Consider the following 19412-nt stretch of genomic DNA (forward strand, 5'->3'; position numbering starts at 1 on the left):
GGACACCAAATTGAGGATCTACTTCTATCAAAAGGTGGACATGGTCGGGCATGATCTCCAGTTCTATTAGTTCAGATTGAAGTTCTTCGCATATCTCCCTTATCAACTCCTTTAAGCGAACTTCAATTTGACCAACCAAAACCTTCCTACGATACTTTGGACACCACACCACATGGTACTTGCATGAATAGACAATGTTGTTGTTAGATTTGTAGTTTATATCCATATTTATATTATACCGCGCATACTTATATAATACAATTAGAACCTAGAATTGCCTTATATCCCCATAGTTGAAACTAGGGGCTTTACGGCAACAAGTGGTAATTTTTCCGTCTTTCAGTTCCCATATCTTATCAATCACCTCATCCAGGAAATAGCGGTCATGGCTAATCACGAGTAAGGCACCCGAGAAATATTTCAGCTGTCCGATTAAAAAATCAATTCCTGCACGGTCTAAATGACTGGTTGGTTCATCTGCGAAGATACCATGCACCTGTTCCGAAAGAGCTTGAGCAATTTTAAGCCTTGTTTCTTCCCCACCGCTCATGGTCTGTGCTTCTATTTGACTAACACCCAGTTTACCGGTAAGGGCAAAATCTTTGATCTCTTGAAAAATTACTTCCTCTAACTGAGGAATATAGGCAAACTTGCCAAGACGATTGATTTTACATCCCGGCAAAGTTAATTCTCCCAAGAGCACCTTGAGTAAGGTGCTTTTGCCTGCGCCATTTGCCCCCACCAGGCTTTCCAGATAATAATCCCGGTTTGGCAAGTTTGTAAGTGAGTCGTAAAAGGCCTGCTCATACAGCTTTTTTTGGGAGATTTCCAATTGTTGTTTTTGAATTTCTATCTGGTTGAAAAAAATGTCCAGCTGGGCTTTATATCTGACGATTAAGGTCAAGATAATAAGCACCGCCCCATAGGACACGATCCCCGGCAGGGGAGAAAGTGACTCTGAGAACAGAATGACTAGAATGGCCGTTAGCATACTAAACCCATTCAAACCCAGAGCAGTGATATACCCTGTTTGATTCAGCTTTAAGACCAAATAAACGGATATCAGCATCTGGAATTGGGTGACAATCCCTCGAATAACGGACATATCCAGAAACAAAACCGGGGAACCGGCCTCCGCACCTGAGGAACATCTGAGTAAAGCCGCAAATAGGATATAGCCCATACTGCAGATCATTATGATAAAAATTCTCATCTTTTTCGATAGCTCCCGATGAAACGTCAGCGGTTGCCACATTTTGTTGCCTCCTAAACTACATCTTTCAACCATTCAACTTTAAATCCCAACATCAATGTCGAAGGAGCATTTTTTAGAAAAGAAGGCGCGCAATTCGTACGGCTCGTATCTTGTTTTGAATTGAATCCGAAAGCCTTCTTCCTTGATGATCCGCGCACACTCCTTGTCGGAAACCAGATCGGTGGGATAATAATGGATGATATCCGCAAATTTCATCATACAATAAAGCAGCAATAATGCCTTCTCATTATCCGCTTCGCCGCTTTCCTCAAAGTGGATCGTGATGCAATATTCTCTTTCCATGTTTTTCGCCTGTTTAAGCATCATGTTTTTCTCCAAATTCCTGCAAATCTCAATTTGTGATAACTTAGCCAGCTTTACTGCCTTTGCTTTTTTCAATGATACTCGATTCTTCATTCTTTTAGGGGGATTCAATGACAGAAAGCAAAAAAAACGACATGAAATGTCGTTTTTCCCCGATAAAGGTCCTTATAATTATGAATCAGATGTTTTTATCTCTTGAAACATTTTGTCGATGTCTTCTTCTTTCAAATATAACCGTTCTATAACCTCCGGCTCCACTTTTCTCAATTCCTGATCGGATACCATATTCCAGGAGAAAATATCCGCCATATGCACCAAGGATACCAGCTTATGGTTGATCACTTTGTCATCCATAGGACAATGATGAAACATTGCCGCTTCAACAATTGAATAAGGCAGTTCCCACCAGTTGAGAAGATATCCGCCAATCTCAGGATGGGTAGTTTCCAAGAATTCCAACTCCTCGTAGTAGTAAAAGACGTCATGTCCGGTCGTTATGGTTTTTGTCCGTTCGGCATATTCATGAGTATATTTGCTCAGTATGATTACTTTTCCAACGTCGTGCAATAAACCGGCCGATGAACAGGTTTCGGGTATTTTTTCGTTAAACACCCGCAGATAGAGATCATGCAGAATGCGATTGGTCAGAACGGCATGCTGCCATAGCGTATCAAGGTCCCGTTTGAGACGAGGATTCTTCGTATGGTTTAATTCCTGATAAAGACAGCAGTTCATCAGGATATCTTTTACGCTGTTTAGCCCCAGATAGACAGCAGCCTGCTGGACAGAACCTGTTTTTTTGCCAAAAAACGCCGAGTTGACAACCTGTAAGACTTTGGCTGCCGTCGATGGATCACGTTCTATTGCGGCCACAATCTGCTTCATATCAGCATTTTTTTCGACAAGCTCATTAAATTGATGATACACGCTATCCGGTGAAAGCAAAAAGTCAATATTATTGATCTTTTCCAGTACTTTCTTATTGTTGAGTATTTGCTCAACACTGAAAACATTCTCAATGGTTTTTAAAAGCTCTTGGTTTTGCCAGGGTTTTAAAATAAAAAGCTTGGCCAGACAGCTTCGCTGGATTTTCAATAATTCATGCTCATCTGGATACCCGCTTAAGACCAGCCGGATAACAGACGGGTATTTGGCCTTTACCTCTTTCAAAAGCTGGTAGCCGGTCATTCCGGGCATCCTGATGTCTGTAATCAGCAAATCAATATCCTGACTGCTGAAAAGGTTTAAGGCTTCCTCCCCGCTTTCCGCGGTATAAACCTGATACGGACTTCCGGCCAACGCCCGTTTTAAAGAACGCAGGATATTCGTTTCATCATCTACAAGCAAAATATTTTTTTTATCCATCGCCAACCGCTTTCTCTATTCCAACTTGGAAACAGGGAGTTTAATGATAAATTTACTGCCCACATGTTCCGTGCTTTGAACAAGCAGCTGGCCCCCGTGCTCATTCACAATGATGTCGTAAGCAATGCTCAGCCCCAAACCCGTTCCTTGGCCAATGGGTTTGGTGCTGAAAAACGGGTTGAATACCTGATGCAGGTTCTCTTCGCTTATTCCGATGCCATTATCCTCGATCTGGCAAATCACAACGTCTTTTGATAATTCCGTGCTGATAATGATCGTTCCAAAAGTATCGGACTCTTTCGCTTTGATCGCCTGAACCGCGTTTAGAATGATATTCACCAATACCTGGCTGATATGACTTCCTTTGGCCTGGATTGTGGGAATATCCCCCAAAAGCTCGACAACTCGCGCAGAATGCTTGATTTCATTTTTTACCATGAAGAGGGTGCTTTGGATGTTCTTATTCAGATCAAAATCTGCGAAATCATTGTTAGGCTCCACCCTCACATAGGTTGTCATGCCTTGAACGATTTCCCGGATGCGCGCCAATCCTTCTTCAATATCATGATGGATTTCTTCCAAATCTGCACATAGGGGAAGAATATTTTTCTTATCGTTTATTTCCTTTAGCTTTGAGAGTATTTCTGCATTTTTTTCCAGTTTATCAGCAGACATTTGGTGCATATATGCCGCAAACTCCCTGTTGGCTTCCTTGAGTTGATGGTAATAATCCCGGGATGTTTCATAGTTGCTGGCAATATAGCCTAAGGGGTTGTTGATTTCATGGGCCACCCCGGCAGCCAACTGTCCAATTCCTGCGAGTTTTTCCTGTTGAATCATCTGCTCCTGGTTTTTTTGTAAACGCTCCAAAGCCTCCCTTAATTCTTCTTCGGAAGCCATTTTTTCTTCATATAAGACTGAGATTTCTTCTTTCTGTTTCACCGTTTTTTGAAGTTCGTGTTCAATTCTGCAATATCGGTCAATGCAGATTTTATGAAAAGCGGCCGCAATAAAAGCCAAAAAAACGATAAAGACACCTTGCGTAATATAATACACAATACCGATCTGATAAGATTCCGCAAAAAAATGACGAGAAACAATATAAAAGCTCGCAATGACAACGGCCAAGCCCAGAGCATATAATTTGGACCTGGAAACCCAGAACATGGCCAGTATTAATTGGATAAAGGCCAAGGTCCAAACGGCCGGTCCAATCAGATAATAAAATCTGACTGTTACAAATATAAAAATGACCGCTGTAAGCACGGGACTCAGAATCAGCAGTTTTCTATCGGGTTCTAATCTGGCAAGAACCGAGTAGACTATACCTGCCAACAAAAGAACCAGACTATCCGGTAGGTAGTTCTCCCAATTTTGCCGTTCGAAAAAAAAACGTGCGATAAAACTGGCCGCTGACGCAAGGTAGAGAAGCGAAGATGCGTACATACAAATAATGATGTTTTCATATTTTCGTATTACTTCCGTATCTTCAGCCACACGCAGTACCTGAATGATTTTCGGGATCGTCTTCCAGGCAGACTTATTAAGCTTTTCACTCACGGCTTTCACCTCAAAGAGATACCATATTCCAAGCGCCTTTTTTCTACTTTAAAACGCAAATATTTTTTTCAGTTGTTTTATGCTGTTTCTGCTGACAGGGATGTTTTCCTTTAAATTCTTTGGCGTAATTGTGTAGGCTCCGTTAAACCAGGGGGTTATCTTGGCAATCTGATCGACATTGACAATAAAGCTCCTGTGACACCGGAAAAAATTATATCCCGCAAGTCTCTGTTCCCATAAATTTAAGGAATCATGGCTTATATACCTTCCTGTACTGGCAACCACGGTCACATCCCCGCTCTCGGCCGAAAGATAAATAATATCCGTAATTTCGATGATGATGATGTTATCCTCTTCATTAACAGGGATTTTTCCCATACCCGGTTCAGGTTTGCATTTCGTACCGGTCTGTTCGTTTTGATCTTCCCCCGGCAGGAAATGATTGATTGCGTTTAATTTTTCGGAAACATCCAACAGGCAATTTTTGCTGAAGTTGAGAATTTGCTGAATATTTTCCTTTTCTTTTTGTTCTTGTTTCCAGGTGAGGGCTTTTTTGACGACCGTTTTTACCTCTTCGTTTTCCCAGGGCTTTGCAATGTAGTAGTAAATACTTCCCTCGTTGATGGCTGAAATCGCAACATTAATATCGTTAGACCCGGTAATGAGAATTCGAATTGTATCCGGACTGATTCGTTTGGCATGCGTCAAAAGCTCAATGCCCGACATGCCGGGCATCTGATGATCGCAAATAATCAGATCAATTTCATTCTTTTGGATCAGTGTCAAGGCATCCTCGGGGTTTTCCGCCGATAACAGGTTGTACGCCTCCTGCTGGAAAACACGTCTGAGGGCACGAATAACACTCGCTTCATCATCGATTAACAGGATATTAGCCTCCAGCCCCATCGTGACACCTCACTGAATATCATATCTCTGAATAAAAGGCCTCTATAAAAATTTGGCGATATACCAAAATCTTTCTATAATATATCGGCATATTTTCATTATACTTTATACTTTACGGCCATACAACATTTGTTGTCACTATACAATTTCTTCCTGATTCTTTTGCTTTATATAGTGTTTAATCTGCATTGTCTATAAGATGTTGCATATTCCTTTGAATTATCCGGTACATCGGAATAAATACCTACCACTGATCGTGCATCTGAACTCACTTTTATCTTCAAATACCAGATTTTGTACTGTTTCACTTATTCTGCTTCCTACAAGAACAGCCTGCTCATTGTTTGTTTCGTGTAGAGGAATTAAAAACTCCAAAATAAATGACGCGAAGGATAGCCACCACGTCAAAAACATATTTTCATATCCTTCATCTTAAACCCTTATATATCAAGGTTACAGCCTCTGCAACAGGATTATTACCTCCACGTGCCTTGAGGATACAAAAAAGACGCCGATTAAACCTGTTTGGCCTTGGCGGCATGGCTTCTTTCACAATCACTTTTCGATAAAGAATCTTGTTCCCTTTGATTTAGGAAGCTCATTGTTAATAAGTTCAACTGCTAAGACATTCCTATTTTTACTTGAGGATCGAACTAATCGCTGCTTTCCAATGACATGCCGAAGTCCTAAAAGATACCCACTATATTGGGCTACTTTTTCAAAATTAAAATTTTCAATAGCTGTATTAATCTTTCCAGAAAGTTCATGAACTGCGATTCTATCATTTCCGTTCAAAAGTTGCCAGATCTCTTCAATATAAACCTTATATTCATCAGGGCTTACCCGCCCTGAACAAACTCCCAAACAAGTACCTAATTGCAAGAACAGACAACCATCGGTCCTCTTAACCAGTCGTGGAGTAGAACATTTTCGTATAGGATAAAAATCCTTCAAATAATCTAATACGGTCTCAACCCGCCGAAGACTGGTCAAAGGACCAAAATACAATGCGTCATCATCTATTTTTTCATTTACTTCGTAACCTTAGGGTAACGTTCAGCCATTATCTTAATATAACAATACTTTTTATCAGTCTTCATCTGTTTATTATATCGAGGTTTAATTTCCTTGATCAGGCGACATTCTTCAATAAATGCATCCAATTCCGTATCTGTAACTATATATTTTAATGTATGAATGCGGTGTATCATTTCAACAACTTTAGGAGTCCTGTCCTTTTGATGATTAAAATATTGTGACACCCTGTTTTTTAAATTTTTCGCCTTACCAACATAGATAATATTTCCAAGTGAATCGATCATCATATAAACACCGGGTTTCACTGGTAGTTGCCTCGGGTCGTAATTTCTCCAAGCTCTTGACCTTTCCTGTCCTTCAATCCGCTCCCCCCGCACTGGTTTACTTCTTTTTCCTTTTCGCATTGCTCAATTTTCGTCTCTAACTACAACCCCTTGTGTTCAAACCGTATTATTATTTCTTCCGACCACTATTCGTGATCCACCTATTCTACATACTGCATGTAACACAGCTCTCAATGAATAAATAGCCATTTTTTGACCAATGCCGATACCTCGTAATCCTTTATCAACTGCAAACCTTCCCCATTGCCATTTATCATCTTTTTTCCAGGCTGCTACCACTGCAATAATATCTTCTCCTACTCTTGAGCACCACCAAATTGGCTTTAAATTATCATTCACTGGAACCAATTCTGCAGGAATACCCTGCTCATCAGTAAATACTTCTATTGCTAATTTTATTGCCTCATCCCTATAATTTCCTGAAATTTTTTCAATTAAAATTCTAGAATCATTCTTTTTCAGATGGTTTTTTACTGACGATTCCATTTCAATCAATCTTAACACCTGATTTGCTCCTGCACCAGTCAGTCCTTTCTGAGAGCGGCTCAGAAAGGACTGACTGACTTCCTGTTTAGATTAATTTTCCTGCATAGTTCTCTGCTGCGAAGCAGATATAGTAGCTTAAACCAGTCTGTTGATCTTCCATCATCTTCCTATGAAAATCATCTGTCATTAAAAACCTCGTTTGAGCTGCAAAACCATTTGCATCAATGCTCATATCCTGCTGCATGAATTTGATATGCTTTTCAATTGCATCTGATACACTCTTGTCATTTACACTAACGCCGTTCTTCAGTGAGGTTACCATAAACGACATAAATTCGGCTGCTTCATTAGCTTTTTTGTTCATTGCATCTGCATCGATTTCGCTTGTATCAATCTTATAGTCGTATTTTTCCTGCAAATGCTCATTCTGACCAGCAATTGCTTCCTCCCATTCCTTTTTATTTAATCCGTTAAACATTTTTTCCTTACTCATAGGTACTCCTTTCTCTTCGTGTTGGATCGTTTCCTCGAGCGTACGCAAAATGTGGGCATGCCTCTGCTCTCTTGCTTTTATTAGTGAATACTGTTCTCTAAGACAATTCAGCCGATCCGGCTCATTGTCCAATGCGTTTTTAATATTTTCCAAAGAAAACTCCAACTCTCGATAAAATAATATCTGCTGCAATCGTTTTAATTCCTTATCGCCATAATATCGATAACCATTTTCAGCTATACTTTCCGGCATTAATAATCCGATTTTCTGATAGTGGTACAATGTCTTAATTGTCACACCGGAAAGCTCAGCTACTTCATGTACTGTATAGGACATTTGACTTCACCTCGTTATCTAGTATAATCTCTTACCTCAGGTCGGAGTCAAAGAAGTTTTTACTTTTTATATGGAATGCCTATATAGGTTGAACGAGTATTTTCAAAAGCCTAAACTTACGGATACAAACACGAGAAGCAATATAGCATAAGGCATCCAACCTAAAAATCCATAGCTGTTAATCACAGCCCTCTCCAAACTTATTGTCTAGTCAATACTATCAGTGATATATGAATATGACTTTTCCTGCATTTACAATTGCAAGTTTATCTGCCAGTCGATCAACTTCTTCCAAATAATGTGTAGTAAGCAAAACGGTACATTTTCTTGTTTAAGTCTTTTTCAAGTTTTCTACCTTAATGACCTGATCTAATTTCATAAACACACCTCCATATTTCTTCTCGCCAATTCCATGGCTCGAATATAAATCTAAGGTATGTCCTGAGGTTGGAGTCAAGCATTTTTTTCAAGATTTCATTGCTAACTATCTCGCAGTCCATTCTTTTAATGTAACAGCTGTAAAGCTTGAGTTTAAAGATATAAAAAAACAGGTGCATTTTCATTTGAAAATACGCCCGTTTTTTATACAAACCAGAATAAAGTTGTTTAGGTACCTTGAAGATCCATACTCAAACCATACAGATTTTACTGTTTATATAATTATTTCATTAATTGATCTAAACCAGCTTCCGATGTTAGCTTTTCAAGATTATTAAATATCTTTTCTTCGTCCCAGTTCCACCATTGAAGGTTTAGTAAGAACTCGACTTTTCATCACTGAATCGTTTCTTAATAAATCTTATAGACAATCCACATCTTTTAGAAGGGAATTAAACCATTCTAAGTTTACTAAATGGTGTGAAACCGAGTTCTCTAACATCTTTTTAAAATATATTGGGAGTTGATGTTCTCCATCCAAGGCATCCTTTAATAATAGAATTTTTGCATCAGTCTGCTCAATTTGAATCTCAATAAGCTTGACCATATTATCGCTTTTGTATTCCTTGGCAAATAAAAGCGCCACATAAAAGGACAGATTAACATACTCCGTTTTTGCACCGTATTGGTACATCAACTTTTGAAACTCGGCTTTCCCAGGCTCCGTGATAACATAATGGTGACTTTCCCGACTTTGTTCTGATTGATTAACCTGCTTGATTAAGTTTTTCTCTTCTAACTGCTGAAGATTATAGTAAAATGAACCCTTCGTGAAATTCACAATATACTTGTAGTGCCTTTCTTCCATTTGTGCCAGAAGCTCGTATCCATGGGCTCCAGGATTTTGTATTAATAGCCCTAAAATCAGCAATGGAATCATAATCTGTGCCTCACTATTCGTTGATTAGTGTTTCGTAAGAAATTTTTCCAAGTGCAAAGTCCATCTGTTTCACAAACATCAATTCAGTTGGTGTATGCATTCTCGCACTGAGTCTATCCAAAAGCTCAACCTCATGGCTTAGTGGTGCTAAAACTTGAGTTTTTTTATCGAAGGCCTCAAAATAGCGCAGACCAAAATATCTTTGAGATAATGAATTCACATGAATTCCATCTGGATTCGCAGTCAACCCTTGCGCAGATACAAAATAACAATTTGCTTGCTCAAAAGCAAATTTTTGAAGGGAATCATTTATACGTTCATACTCGACGCAGTACTGCCCAAATCCTGTTTTACCTAAAAAGTCTCCTAAGCCGCCGATGATGAGCGGGATTTCCGGAACATTAAGGATATCCCTAAGCGCTTGTACGATAACCAATAACTTGTCATAATACACTTTGTATTTGCCGTCAGCACTATCACTTTCGCCTTGATGCCACAAAATACCTGTCAATTTGCTATGCTTCATGGCGAATTTGGCTTCGCTGACGGCATGTTGAAAAAGTTCGCCATCAATAACCCAGTTGTCTAGCGAGCTTCCACCTTCGGCACATGGTATCAGGCCAATCGTATCTTCCGGATACTTTAAACACCACGCATCCGCAAAAGAAGCTGCCAAACTTACACCCGAAACAGGACGGTCATAATTCACAGGTTCAATCATCATTTGCCATCTGCCATTGCGTAACATTTGTATACGTTCGTTTATAATAGGGGGCACGTCATATAAAAAGCCTCTACCGGCCATATTGGATTGCCCTATCATCAAAAAAGATTTAATCATCATGTGCTCCTTTCCAAGCAATTACTCAAAATCACTAATTCCTTATACCTTAAAATGTGTAGTCTAATTAGACCAACACATTTATTATAGTCTAATTAGACTATGTGTGTCAACAAAAAATACTTACTAAAACTTATTAGGGGTCTTGCTTACTTACCAAATTTCTATTTACAAATCAACCGATATCATATGTCCCTTTAAGATAATTTTTTCGACTTACTTTACACACCTATTAGCTATGGTTCCTCAAACAAAAACCCCTGAGCATCATTTTGACACTCAAGGGCATTAATTCATTGCGTTTATTCAGTTCTACATCTTCTCCAACCGTACCACCGTCTCCACATGCCTTGTGGAGATAAAAAAGATGCCGTTCTAAGCTGGTGGAGCCTTCGGAAATGAACCTATTTTATAGCATTATCGAATGGGTGACCCTGACCCCTTTTCTAAAGCGGCTGCATGCTTCTCAACACCTTCTCCATCGGTTTACCTTTTGCCAGTTCGTCCACCAACTTGTCTAACCAGCGTATCTTCTGTATAAGCGAGTCTTCGATTTCCTCGACGCGAACTCCGCAGATTACTCCGGTGATTTTGGAAGCGTTCGGATTGATTTGAGGGGCTTCAGCAAAGAACGTCTCGAAGTCCACTTCTCTGTTAATTTGAGACTGCAATCCCTGTTCATCGTAGCCTGTCAGCCACTCTATGACGGTATCAACTTCCGCTTTCGTGCGTCCTTTACGCAGGGCTTTTTGAATATACAGAGGGTAGACGCCGGAGATTTTCATTTTGTATACACGTTCGTTATTCACTCTTCATCCCTCCACTTGCTTCGGCGCTTCTTCGGCGACAACATTCCAGTTTACACCGAACTTGTCTGTTACTGCGGCGTGGAACACGCTGTAGAAGGTCTCCGTCGGCGGGAGTGTCACCTCGCCACCCTCGCAAAGCGCGTCGAAGATAGCCGTCGCTTCCTTGCCCGTAGGTGCCGTGGCGGTTAGTTTGATGTTGTCGCCATTCTTGGGCGGCGTAGCTTCATCGGCAAACCAGACGTTCGTACCACAGATGACCATCTCAGCGTGCATAACCCAAGTACGCAGCAGCTCAGGCGGCGTCTTTGACCCCTCCGGCATATAGTCACCGTAGGGCAGGACTTTTGGCTCGTCGCAATGGAAGATGGCGCGGTAGAAGTTCAGCGCGTCTTTGCAGTTCCCGTTGAATGTAAGGTAAGGTGTAATCATGGCTTTCTCTCCTTTGTTTTGCTTTTTGGCTTAATCAGGTAGTAACTGCCCTGCACCTGCTTGTTGTATTTTGTACAACATAATATCTATTTGATACGCACCCATCATTTTCATCTGTAATCAACATTTTAGAAATGTTCATCGCTTCAATAATCTTCACAAGCGCTTGTATTGATGCGCTTCCATCTCATGGTCAAAAACACAGGCTCCCCAACCTGGACAGACCCTCAATTCATGCACATCATTTTAATTGTACATTGAAAATTGCATTGACTAACCATCATTTTTTTCAATAACAATATATGCTTGACCTTGGTTTATACTGTCGCCTACAGCACATGCCGATATATGCTTAACGCTCCACCCTTCCTCCAAATACTTGTTTACAATATCCAAGCCATCATCTTCTTTCGCCCCTATCATTTTTCCATTGCTTCTAACCCATATAATTTTTTCCATTTTAAGCCCTCCTTTTTGTATATAATAGATAAATAATTTGTATCCTTTGATTTACTAGCCTTTCCTCCCCAGCAGTACCACGGTCTCCACGTGGGTTGATGTGAATGTAAATGTTACTTCATTGTAAAATCTTTTGAAGGGCTCCGATTGGATATCAGGTATATGACAATACCCATGTTTCTAAATAGTTTACTACCATCATTTCTGCAAAGCCCTCTAATGCCATTCGTTGCTCAAAAGAATGGATTCCTGCATTATTCACCAGTCCATCAATCTTTGGATAAGCTGCTTTAATCTCTTTTAAGGTAATATCCGCCTCATTACCATCCTTTGGTGAGTGGATGGTGATGTCATGGTCGAACTGACATCTTTTTATGAAATACCTCATCCAATAACATTATTTCTGCTTTCGCGCTTACAGCATGGTTTCCAAGCTTAACATCAATGTAAAAATCATTGTTCAGAATCTGGCGGAACCAGGTAATAATATCTTTTTCCGGCAATTCTCCCATTGACTTCGTTTCCAGCGGTATTACCGGGATTCCGGCTTGCTCTACCAGGCGAATATTATATTTCAGGTCTGCTGCGACCTTGCATAGAGTGCTTTCGTTTCTTGCCGTCTCTATATCCACCATACCGCCATTCGTATAGAAATGCTTGTTAACTATCGCGATCGCGGCATGCGAAACATGAAATGCTTGAATGTCTTCTTGTACTTCATAATGCAAATCCGCTGTTTCAAATATTTTAGCAAGCTCGTTCATTCTTTCTGTCATCTGTCCACTTATTTCACCAAAAATAGTTCCTTGATGTTTTTCGGAACCGAATTGGGCGTATAGAACACCGTCTTTGATATCTCCACCTGCACCCGGAAATCCAGGAAGCAACCGGTCGCCCACGATTTCAAGCCAGCGGTCATATCCCACAGTGTTGGTCATGGTGACAATAGTTTTGCTCTGATTATTCTTCATCGCAGACAGAGCAGATTCGGCCTGATCATAGCGTACTGGAACAAAGATGAAATCGTAGATATCGTCGTTTTCCAGTTTTTCGATCGTCTGGATAGATATGTGCTTAATCCTCCCATTATCGTTGTATTGCAGCCCATCCCTTTTCAGTGCTTCCAGCCTCTTTTCTCGGGCAAGCAATGTGACGTCCAGTCCCGACTGTGCAAATCTGAGCGCGTATATACTACCAATCACACCGGCGCCAAATACCAAAAGTCTTTTTTGCTTTACGTTCAATATTATCCTTCCTTCCAGATAATTCGTCAAAGGTTGTCTATGCGACACCTGTATGATATAACGATAGTATGTCATTCATATGATTGCAACCAGTAGATTTAGTGAAAAGTTGCTTACACAACAGATTTTGATATTTGATGTTTTAAAAGGGAGATAGATATGGTAAATCAGGATGACCCCAGGGTTTTGCGCACACGACAATTAATAAGGGAAGCGTTCAGAGTTTTGTTACAGAAGAAAGAATTTGATGCAATTACTATAAAAGATATCGCACAGAGAGCTACCATTAACCGTGCCACCTTCTATGCTCATTATGAAGATAAATATGCTTTGCTGGAAGATATTACAGAACAGGCTTTTCACAAGATGTTTCCCGAACAAGTGATTAATGCGCAGGAGTTTACGGGTGAAATATGTAACCAGTTGATATTACTAACACACAACTACATTGTGAATTTTTATCAGATATGCAGATTCGATTCCAAATCTATTGCTACACTTGTTGACGAAAAGATAAAGGAGATGTTGCAGCAAATGATAGAAAGCATATTTTTGAAAGGGGATACCTCCCGTATGTCAGAGCACCATAATGCAAAGATCATTTCGGCCATGACAGCCTCAGCTATCTATGGCGCTGCGCATTATTGGTTTATGTTTAGGGAAAATGATCGAACCGATTTACTTGTAAATATTGCCTGTCCCTATGTAATGAACGGTCTAGGCCTATATCGCAATTGCGATGAATAGACTACCGTAGATATAAGAAGGATTAAGATAGTTGCTGGCTCTTTACCCCTTTGATATCAAAATCACCGGACCACCCGTTTAACGGGTGGTTTGACTTTAGAACTATAAGGGCATTTACAATGAAGTAACGCCAACGTGGGTGCTTGACTCCGTATTTCTCACATATCTCCAACATCGATCCTTGTCCTGCCAGATAATCCAGAACAGCTGAGAGCTTGGTTTCTTTTGTATATTTTCGGTTGTTCTCCTTCGGTAGAAATCCTGATGGCCCTTCCGTTTTGTACCGGCTAAGCCACTTCCTAAAAGTAGCTTTATCTACGCCTGCTTCTCGACACGCTGATGAATATCTTACTTTTCCTGAGAGATACAATTCTACTATTCGCATCTTCTCTTCTGCTGGTATTTTTCCTTTTTGTGACATAATTACCCCCAGACTGAACAGCGTTTTTTATTTCACTGTCCTATCTGGGGGTAGCATATCACTACAGAAGGCGCTCAAATCGTAATTATTTTATTTATCTAGTTCTTTTGTTCGGAGCCTGGCACTTACTTTTCCACCCCAATATCTTCATCATCCCAACTGCAACCAGAAGTATAAGAAATGAATAAGCAGCCATTGATACCTGAAAACTAACGGACGCCGCTATCCGGGTCATTATAGGGGGACCAAAAAACATACCGACGCCCCAAAAAAGATAATATGTCCCCAAAATTGTGCCTTTTAAAGAATTAGGTACAGATTCGTTCAAGAAGGCCATTGAAGCGAGATGAAAAACCCCCAACCCTAGACTTGATATAGCTAGCACCAATAAGATCAACGGGAAGCTGAAGGCTGGCGAAACAATAATCCCAACAGCAGCTATAAGTAGCCCTAAAATCATAAAACTATTCCGACCAAATCTGTCCGATAATGAGCCAGTAAGAATTTGTGATAGGCTTATAGCTAAATAGAACAGTGAAAAAAACACGCCGATATCAACTGCACTAAAAGCCTTTTCTTGTAACAGAAATGCGGGAATTGTTGTGTGTAAGATGCCGTAACCCGCTCCGTATAAAGTGATTCCCATAAAACAAATCAACGTCTGTTGCTGTTTTACCAGTTCCAATATGTTTTGATAATAATCTGATAGGTCGATTGTCTGCTCTTCCTTCTTAGCAGGAGTCTCTACTAGAAAATAGATTACAATCGCGCCCACTAAACAGGAAAATGAGTAAACTAGGAATATCTCATTGCTGTTTAATACCTTCGCCAATACTACACCTAGAAAAGGCCCTACAGTAAGGCCAAAATGAAAGGCCGCGTTATATATCCCCATTACTTTCCCCTTAGCCAGAGGAAATCTTAGCGATAGCAAGGCCGGGGCCAATGCCCAAACCGGTGCTTCACCAGCACCTTGTAAAAGCCTGGCAAAAAATATCATGTTAGAGCTTGTTGCAAAGTAAAACACCAGTCCGGTAAGAAAACATAGCAAATATCCAGCAATGAGTAACGGCTTGAATCCTATCTTATCCGACAAGCGGCCGATAGGAACTTGAAGTAACAGATACGAGAAGGCAAAGGCCGACGCTATATACCCAACTGATCGTCCATTTCCATCCAAATCGACAACTCGCTGCGGCAATAGAGTGACTACCATACCTACTCCGATCATCATTAACACTACCGCTACAACCAATCCCAAGAGAGTTTTATCCTTAAACATTCAATTATCTCCTTGTTCTCTTTTCGAGCCAAGGAGGACACCACCAATTATTTTGTGTAAGCAGGCAATCCTTCTGGCTAGAAAAGATTGTATTTGGAATTGACGCTACTTACAGATTGTGGTGGTGAAAGCCTATTTGCGAAACAGGTAGCCACAACTTGAATTTCCAACTTATAGTTGTTTGACACAATAAAAACCTCCCTTTTTTGCCTTTCTTACGCTATTGATATACCTTAACAAGGCATTACTTCTGGTTTGGGAAAAGTTATTTTGTAAAGGGACTGCTTTCGTTTAGGAGAAGAAGAAACTCCTTTCAACAACCTTAAATACACACTCGGCATCCGTCATAATTCTTTCATAAGGTACTAAATTTCCAATTAACTTCTATATTTTATTTCCCTCAAAATTAAGGTAACATATTTACAACTAAGCATCAATACATTTGTTTAAACAAAAGCACAGATTGAATCCTTCTTTTAAGATCCTACCTGCGCTAAAAAGGTACACCTTTTTATACACTCGACTATCCAAAACTTGAAAATTAATTAAGCGTCTCAAACCCTTTATTTATCAGCCTTTCAATCCTCGCGACGACCTCACAACGCCCTGTCTGAGACATAAAGCTACACTCAAAACTTACAATGAAGTAACGCCAAAGTGCGTTGAGTGGGCAAAAAAGATGTCGCACCCCTCTGGTATCCCCTTGGCGGGTAGTCATACTTCAGAAACAGTCACCTGGATAAGCCATTATTTACGTCGATTTAGCGACTGATTTTGCGTTACAGTTCATAGTGAATTATAAGCAATAAACCCTTAAAAGTGTGTTCATCTCTTGAAGGCTTTATTCGGTACAATTCCATATTCACAGTGTAGCTCGAAGGGGCGGTATTCCGATAACGGCAATGGGAATTGAGGAAAAGAGGAAGCCCATCAAACGCCGTAGTTCTCGGCATTAGAGGGGCTTTCGCGCGCATATTGTTACACGTTAATTTCGTCCTCATCTTCGCTAACAGTTATTACGTCATCTGGCTCAATGATAATCGGCTCGCACACGCAGTCATACCGAAGATAGGTGAATATCTTCAGAGGGAAAAAGATACGCATGTATCATTTGCCATTTGTTTTCCTCCATTCTTTTATTCGCATCCCTAAAAAAGGGTATAAAAAAGCAGGGGTATCTTCGTTAAAAAATACTCCCCGCTGATTTCCAAGATTCACTTAATTTTTGATTTATAGATAAATTGGAAGTTGTAGCTTATCCTTATACCACTAAAGGAAACTCACTGTATAATAGAATGGCTGTGAATAAAAAATTCTTCCTGACTTGGCTGGTATTTTTTCTCCAGGCTTTCCAGACCCTCGTCAAAGCGCCCAGCTTCTTGTTCATCTATCTCAAATACAGGACTTTGATAGTAAACCCATTTTTTTCCATCCAAGACATCTGGTTTGAGTTCTTTTACCATCATTGCCGCCGGATATGTCCCGTCTTCAAGACAGACATTGTACTTTTTGCAACTCTTAAAACCGCGACTTACATAATTATTCGGATTTCCAAATATTACAATCACATCATAATCAAATGCGGCAGCCTGTTCAAAGGAATATTCCATTAGTTTTTTTCCATACCCCTTTCTCTGATATTCTGGCAAAATGCAAACTGGACCGAAAGTAAGGATGTCTTTTTCTTCCCCAGACTCATCAATTAGTTTTGTTTTCGTATACATGCTATTCCCAATGATCTGATTATCAACTTCAATCACCAGATCCAACTCCGGCAGAAAGTCTTTGCGGGATCGCATAACATGAACTAAATAGTGTTCGATGCACCCCGGAATATATAAATTCCAAAAAGATTTCCTTGTGATTTCTTCTACTCTCTCATAATCTGTTTCTTCTTCTTTCCTAATCTTAATCATTTTGTTCCATTTATAAACCTCCGATAATTTACCTAAGACCAATTTTTTGTGTTTTTATTATGGCTATCTGCTCAATTAATTCCTATTTGTCGTTATGTCATCTATAAAAATGGCCAAAAAATCGGGCTAAAATTTGCACTTTTTGTCCTTGATTTTTTACTCGTTTTTGGTTAGCAAACCACAACATATTGTGGTCAAAGTCTACTTTTTCCCCTCCGAACCACATTTCGTCATCAGAATTACCGTTTCAACATGCCTTGAGGAGATAAAGATGATGCCGCCTGAAACTATTAGGTTCCTTGGCGGCACCATCAATTTTTTATGACCTCCCTCCGATATTATTTTTACTTAGCCAATCGCTTGTCATAGTTTAATTGTATAAGAACGCCAAACGGATCTTTTACAATACCATACGCCTCGCTGAAAACAATTTTGCCTAATGGAGTGATAACTTCCGTCGTTGGATCTTGAATCAGAGAGTTATATATTTTTTCAATTTCTTGTTTCTCAGCAGATTGAATGCAAAGTGAAATGTTGTTGCCTACAATGTAATCTAATTTTGGAACCATCGTTTCTTCCGCAAGCATTAATTTGTGAACACCTACCTCGAGTATGGAGTGAGATATCCATTGCTCTTTTCCAGTTTCTACTACCATCGAAGGATCCATTTTCTTCATGTCCTCATATGTGACTTTAAAAATAACTTTTGCATTAAGATGCTGGGTATAGAAATCAATTGCTTCAGCTCCTCTTCCATTCATCGAAAGGAAAGTAACTACCTCATAACTCATAATTTATCTCCTTGATAATTTTTATTGTATTTAGTCTGTACAATATATACTATAATATCTATAGGTTTCAAAAACTGATACCATTGGAGGAGATTATGAAAAAATATGAGTCAATATATAAAATAATGAATTATGTTTATAAAAAAGATTATTTCAAGCTACATGACTTAATGACGGAGTTTAAAATCTCAAAAAGCACTGCGCTTCGCTACATCAAAGCACTTGAGGATATAGGAGTACCGTTATATTCGGAAATGGGCCGATATGGCGGATATAAAATTCTGGAAACATATAAGATACCGCCAATTACATTTACTCCACAGGAAACTTATGCTCTGTTTTTTTCGATTAAAAGTATGGAACTGATGGAGTCAATACCATTTCAAGCAGAATACAGCACTATACAAGAAAAATTTCTTGATTCTGTATCACCAAAAATCAAAAGTGCACTTGAGCAAATAAACTCCCGTATCTCATTTGGTACGGCAAAAATAACAGATGAATGCCCCATGTTGGAAAATATCCTCCATGCAATAATGAAACCATCAGTTTTAAAAATTGTTTACCAAACCTCAGACAAACAAACTGAGCGTCGAATTCAACCCATAGGTATTTTTGCAGAGTATGGTAATTGGTATTGCCCATCCTTTGATATTGATAAAAATGAGTATAGGCTTTTCCGCTGTGACAGGATTAATAAAATTGATATACTTGAGGATCGGCCTCTTGATAATATAATGAAATTTGATTTAAATAACCGTTTTCAACTGGTAAAAAAAAGTTCACACGCTATTGATTACAAAGTTGAAATTTCAAAAGAAGGTAAATCTATCTATAAAAGATGTCATTACCCCAATATGTTATTAGAAGATAATAATGGACAAATCTTTATCGTCGGTTGGATTGAGCCATCAGAAATAGAGTTCCTGATCAATTATCTTCATCAATTTGGACAATTTCTTGTTAATATCTATCCACATTCCATAAAGCAGAATTTTATTAAACAACTAGGGACAATTATAAACAAAATGAATAGAGATTGAGAAAC

Annotated in this window: 22 protein-coding genes and 2 pseudogenes; 2 read left to right on the plus strand and 22 right to left on the minus strand. The window is 39.5% G+C overall.

The features are described 5' to 3' along the window. The 18 genes and pseudogenes from tnpA to BUB11_RS18100 all read right to left on the minus strand — a co-directional run. A partial coding sequence (gene tnpA / locus BUB11_RS18015; RefSeq protein WP_143187650.1) for an IS200/IS605 family transposase occupies positions 1-226 on the minus strand: 226 nt, incomplete at its 3' end. Between the two features lie 42 nt (positions 227-268). Continuing rightward, on the minus strand, positions 269-1255 hold the full coding sequence (locus BUB11_RS29115; RefSeq protein WP_427846321.1) for a P-loop NTPase family protein: 987 nt from the start codon (positions 1253-1255) through the stop codon (positions 269-271). Positions 1256-1294: 39 nt separating this feature from the next. Then, positions 1295-1672 (minus strand): hypothetical protein, encoded by a 378-nt coding sequence (locus BUB11_RS18025; protein WP_143187651.1) that lies wholly within the window; start codon positions 1670-1672, stop codon positions 1295-1297. 78 nt (positions 1673-1750) lie between these two features. Further along, entirely contained in the window at positions 1751-2944 is a 1194-nt protein-coding gene (locus BUB11_RS18030) for an HDOD domain-containing protein (RefSeq protein ID WP_073031150.1), read from the minus strand. A 15-nt stretch (positions 2945-2959) separates the two neighbouring features. After that, entirely contained in the window at positions 2960-4504 is a 1545-nt protein-coding gene (locus tag BUB11_RS18035; protein WP_073031151.1) for a sensor histidine kinase, read from the minus strand. A gap of 48 nt (positions 4505-4552) precedes the next feature. Next, positions 4553-5410 carry a LytTR family transcriptional regulator DNA-binding domain-containing protein gene (locus BUB11_RS18040; RefSeq protein ID WP_073031152.1) on the minus strand — a complete coding sequence of 286 codons (858 nt, stop codon included), beginning with the start codon at positions 5408-5410 and terminating at the stop codon, positions 4553-4555. Between the two features lie 555 nt (positions 5411-5965). Further along, a complete protein-coding gene (locus BUB11_RS28385) occupies positions 5966-6403 on the minus strand; it encodes an excinuclease ABC subunit UvrC (RefSeq protein WP_242947604.1) in 438 nt (145 codons plus the stop codon). Positions 6404-6441: 38 nt separating this feature from the next. Further along, the gene (locus BUB11_RS28390) at positions 6442-6852 is read right to left on the minus strand and encodes a GIY-YIG nuclease family protein (RefSeq protein ID WP_073031154.1); all 411 of its coding nucleotides are present in this window, start codon (positions 6850-6852) and stop codon (positions 6442-6444) included. Between the two features lie 96 nt (positions 6853-6948). Beyond that, positions 6949-7269 (minus strand): annotated as a pseudogene (locus BUB11_RS18055) (GNAT family N-acetyltransferase); the annotation flags it as partial. Between the two features lie 94 nt (positions 7270-7363). Beyond that, entirely contained in the window at positions 7364-8107 is a 744-nt protein-coding gene (locus BUB11_RS18060) for a MerR family transcriptional regulator (RefSeq protein WP_073031156.1), read from the minus strand. Positions 8108-8767: 660 nt separating this feature from the next. Then, positions 8768-8904, minus strand: a pseudogene (locus tag BUB11_RS28395) (acetyltransferase); the annotation flags it as partial. 2 nt (positions 8905-8906) lie between these two features. Continuing rightward, positions 8907-9425 (minus strand): PadR family transcriptional regulator, encoded by a 519-nt coding sequence (locus BUB11_RS18070; protein ID WP_073031157.1) that lies wholly within the window; start codon positions 9423-9425, stop codon positions 8907-8909. Between the two features lie 13 nt (positions 9426-9438). After that, a complete protein-coding gene (locus BUB11_RS18075; protein ID WP_073031158.1) occupies positions 9439-10266 on the minus strand; it encodes a sialate O-acetylesterase in 828 nt (275 codons plus the stop codon). Between the two features lie 446 nt (positions 10267-10712). Next, the gene (locus BUB11_RS18080) at positions 10713-11075 is read right to left on the minus strand and encodes a DUF2200 domain-containing protein (RefSeq protein ID WP_200797946.1); all 363 of its coding nucleotides are present in this window, start codon (positions 11073-11075) and stop codon (positions 10713-10715) included. 3 nt (positions 11076-11078) lie between these two features. Beyond that, positions 11079-11504, minus strand: coding sequence for a VOC family protein (locus BUB11_RS18085; RefSeq protein WP_073031159.1), 426 nt, complete (start codon positions 11502-11504; stop codon positions 11079-11081). Between the two features lie 273 nt (positions 11505-11777). After that, on the minus strand, positions 11778-11963 hold the full coding sequence (locus BUB11_RS18090) for a hypothetical protein (protein ID WP_073031160.1): 186 nt from the start codon (positions 11961-11963) through the stop codon (positions 11778-11780). A 154-nt stretch (positions 11964-12117) separates the two neighbouring features. Further along, on the minus strand, positions 12118-12351 hold the full coding sequence (locus BUB11_RS27875) for a Rossmann-fold NAD(P)-binding domain-containing protein (RefSeq protein ID WP_073031161.1): 234 nt from the start codon (positions 12349-12351) through the stop codon (positions 12118-12120). Beyond that, positions 12314-13207 carry a ketopantoate reductase family protein gene (locus tag BUB11_RS18100; protein WP_073031162.1) on the minus strand — a complete coding sequence of 298 codons (894 nt, stop codon included), beginning with the start codon at positions 13205-13207 and terminating at the stop codon, positions 12314-12316. The genes BUB11_RS27875 and BUB11_RS18100 overlap by 38 nt, the downstream gene beginning before the upstream one ends. A gap of 159 nt (positions 13208-13366) precedes the next feature. Here BUB11_RS18100 and BUB11_RS18105 point away from each other — a divergent pair, with 159 nt between their 5' ends. Beyond that, a complete protein-coding gene (locus BUB11_RS18105) occupies positions 13367-13954 on the plus strand; it encodes a TetR/AcrR family transcriptional regulator (protein ID WP_073031163.1) in 588 nt (195 codons plus the stop codon). A 22-nt stretch (positions 13955-13976) separates the two neighbouring features. Here BUB11_RS18105 and BUB11_RS18110 read toward each other — a convergent pair whose 3' ends face one another. The 4 genes from BUB11_RS18110 to BUB11_RS18125 all read right to left on the minus strand — a co-directional run bounded on the left by BUB11_RS18110 (position 13977) and on the right by BUB11_RS18125 (position 18364). Then, on the minus strand, positions 13977-14375 hold the full coding sequence (locus tag BUB11_RS18110) for a transposase (protein ID WP_073031164.1): 399 nt from the start codon (positions 14373-14375) through the stop codon (positions 13977-13979). 94 nt (positions 14376-14469) lie between these two features. Further along, entirely contained in the window at positions 14470-15657 is a 1188-nt protein-coding gene (locus BUB11_RS18115) for an MFS transporter (protein WP_073031165.1), read from the minus strand. A gap of 1280 nt (positions 15658-16937) precedes the next feature. After that, positions 16938-17573 (minus strand): GNAT family N-acetyltransferase, encoded by a 636-nt coding sequence (locus BUB11_RS18120; RefSeq protein ID WP_073031166.1) that lies wholly within the window; start codon positions 17571-17573, stop codon positions 16938-16940. A gap of 344 nt (positions 17574-17917) precedes the next feature. Beyond that, positions 17918-18364 carry a VOC family protein gene (locus BUB11_RS18125; protein WP_073031167.1) on the minus strand — a complete coding sequence of 149 codons (447 nt, stop codon included), beginning with the start codon at positions 18362-18364 and terminating at the stop codon, positions 17918-17920. A 95-nt stretch (positions 18365-18459) separates the two neighbouring features. Between BUB11_RS18125 and BUB11_RS18130 the strand changes: the two genes are divergently transcribed. Beyond that, positions 18460-19407 carry a helix-turn-helix transcriptional regulator gene (locus tag BUB11_RS18130; protein WP_073031168.1) on the plus strand — a complete coding sequence of 316 codons (948 nt, stop codon included), beginning with the start codon at positions 18460-18462 and terminating at the stop codon, positions 19405-19407. Positions 19408-19412: the final 5 nt, after the last annotated feature.

The organism is Desulfosporosinus lacus DSM 15449, assembly GCF_900129935.1.
Lineage (GTDB): Bacteria > Bacillota > Desulfitobacteriia > Desulfitobacteriales > Desulfitobacteriaceae > Desulfosporosinus > Desulfosporosinus lacus.

What these genes read in the sequence shown, in the direction of transcription:
- BUB11_RS29115 (WP_427846321.1), bottom strand. Translation starts at nt 1,255, where the DNA reads ATGTGGCAACCGCTGACGTTTCATCGGGAGCTATCGAAAAAGATGAGA.
- BUB11_RS18025 (WP_143187651.1), bottom strand. Translation starts at nt 1,672, where the DNA reads ATGAAGAATCGAGTATCATTGAAAAAAGCAAAGGCAGTAAAGCTGGCT.
- BUB11_RS18030 (WP_073031150.1), bottom strand. Translation starts at nt 2,944, where the DNA reads ATGGATAAAAAAAATATTTTGCTTGTAGATGATGAAACGAATATCCTG.
- BUB11_RS18040 (WP_073031152.1), bottom strand. Translation starts at nt 5,410, where the DNA reads ATGGGGCTGGAGGCTAATATCCTGTTAATCGATGATGAAGCGAGTGTT.
- BUB11_RS28390 (WP_073031154.1), bottom strand. Translation starts at nt 6,852, where the DNA reads ATGCGAAAAGGAAAAAGAAGTAAACCAGTGCGGGGGGAGCGGATTGAA.
- BUB11_RS18060 (WP_073031156.1), bottom strand. Translation starts at nt 8,107, where the DNA reads ATGTCCTATACAGTACATGAAGTAGCTGAGCTTTCCGGTGTGACAATT.
- BUB11_RS18070 (WP_073031157.1), bottom strand. Translation starts at nt 9,425, where the DNA reads ATGATTCCATTGCTGATTTTAGGGCTATTAATACAAAATCCTGGAGCC.
- BUB11_RS18075 (WP_073031158.1), bottom strand. Translation starts at nt 10,266, where the DNA reads ATGATTAAATCTTTTTTGATGATAGGGCAATCCAATATGGCCGGTAGA.
- BUB11_RS18085 (WP_073031159.1), bottom strand. Translation starts at nt 11,504, where the DNA reads ATGATTACACCTTACCTTACATTCAACGGGAACTGCAAAGACGCGCTG.
- BUB11_RS18090 (WP_073031160.1), bottom strand. Translation starts at nt 11,963, where the DNA reads ATGGAAAAAATTATATGGGTTAGAAGCAATGGAAAAATGATAGGGGCG.
- BUB11_RS27875 (WP_073031161.1), bottom strand. Translation starts at nt 12,351, where the DNA reads ATGAGGTATTTCATAAAAAGATGTCAGTTCGACCATGACATCACCATC.
- BUB11_RS18105 (WP_073031163.1), top strand. Translation starts at nt 13,367, where the DNA reads ATGGTAAATCAGGATGACCCCAGGGTTTTGCGCACACGACAATTAATA.
- BUB11_RS18110 (WP_073031164.1), bottom strand. Translation starts at nt 14,375, where the DNA reads ATGTCACAAAAAGGAAAAATACCAGCAGAAGAGAAGATGCGAATAGTA.
- BUB11_RS18115 (WP_073031165.1), bottom strand. Translation starts at nt 15,657, where the DNA reads ATGTTTAAGGATAAAACTCTCTTGGGATTGGTTGTAGCGGTAGTGTTA.
- BUB11_RS18120 (WP_073031166.1), bottom strand. Translation starts at nt 17,573, where the DNA reads ATGATTAAGATTAGGAAAGAAGAAGAAACAGATTATGAGAGAGTAGAA.
- BUB11_RS18125 (WP_073031167.1), bottom strand. Translation starts at nt 18,364, where the DNA reads ATGAGTTATGAGGTAGTTACTTTCCTTTCGATGAATGGAAGAGGAGCT.
- BUB11_RS18130 (WP_073031168.1), top strand. Translation starts at nt 18,460, where the DNA reads ATGAAAAAATATGAGTCAATATATAAAATAATGAATTATGTTTATAAA.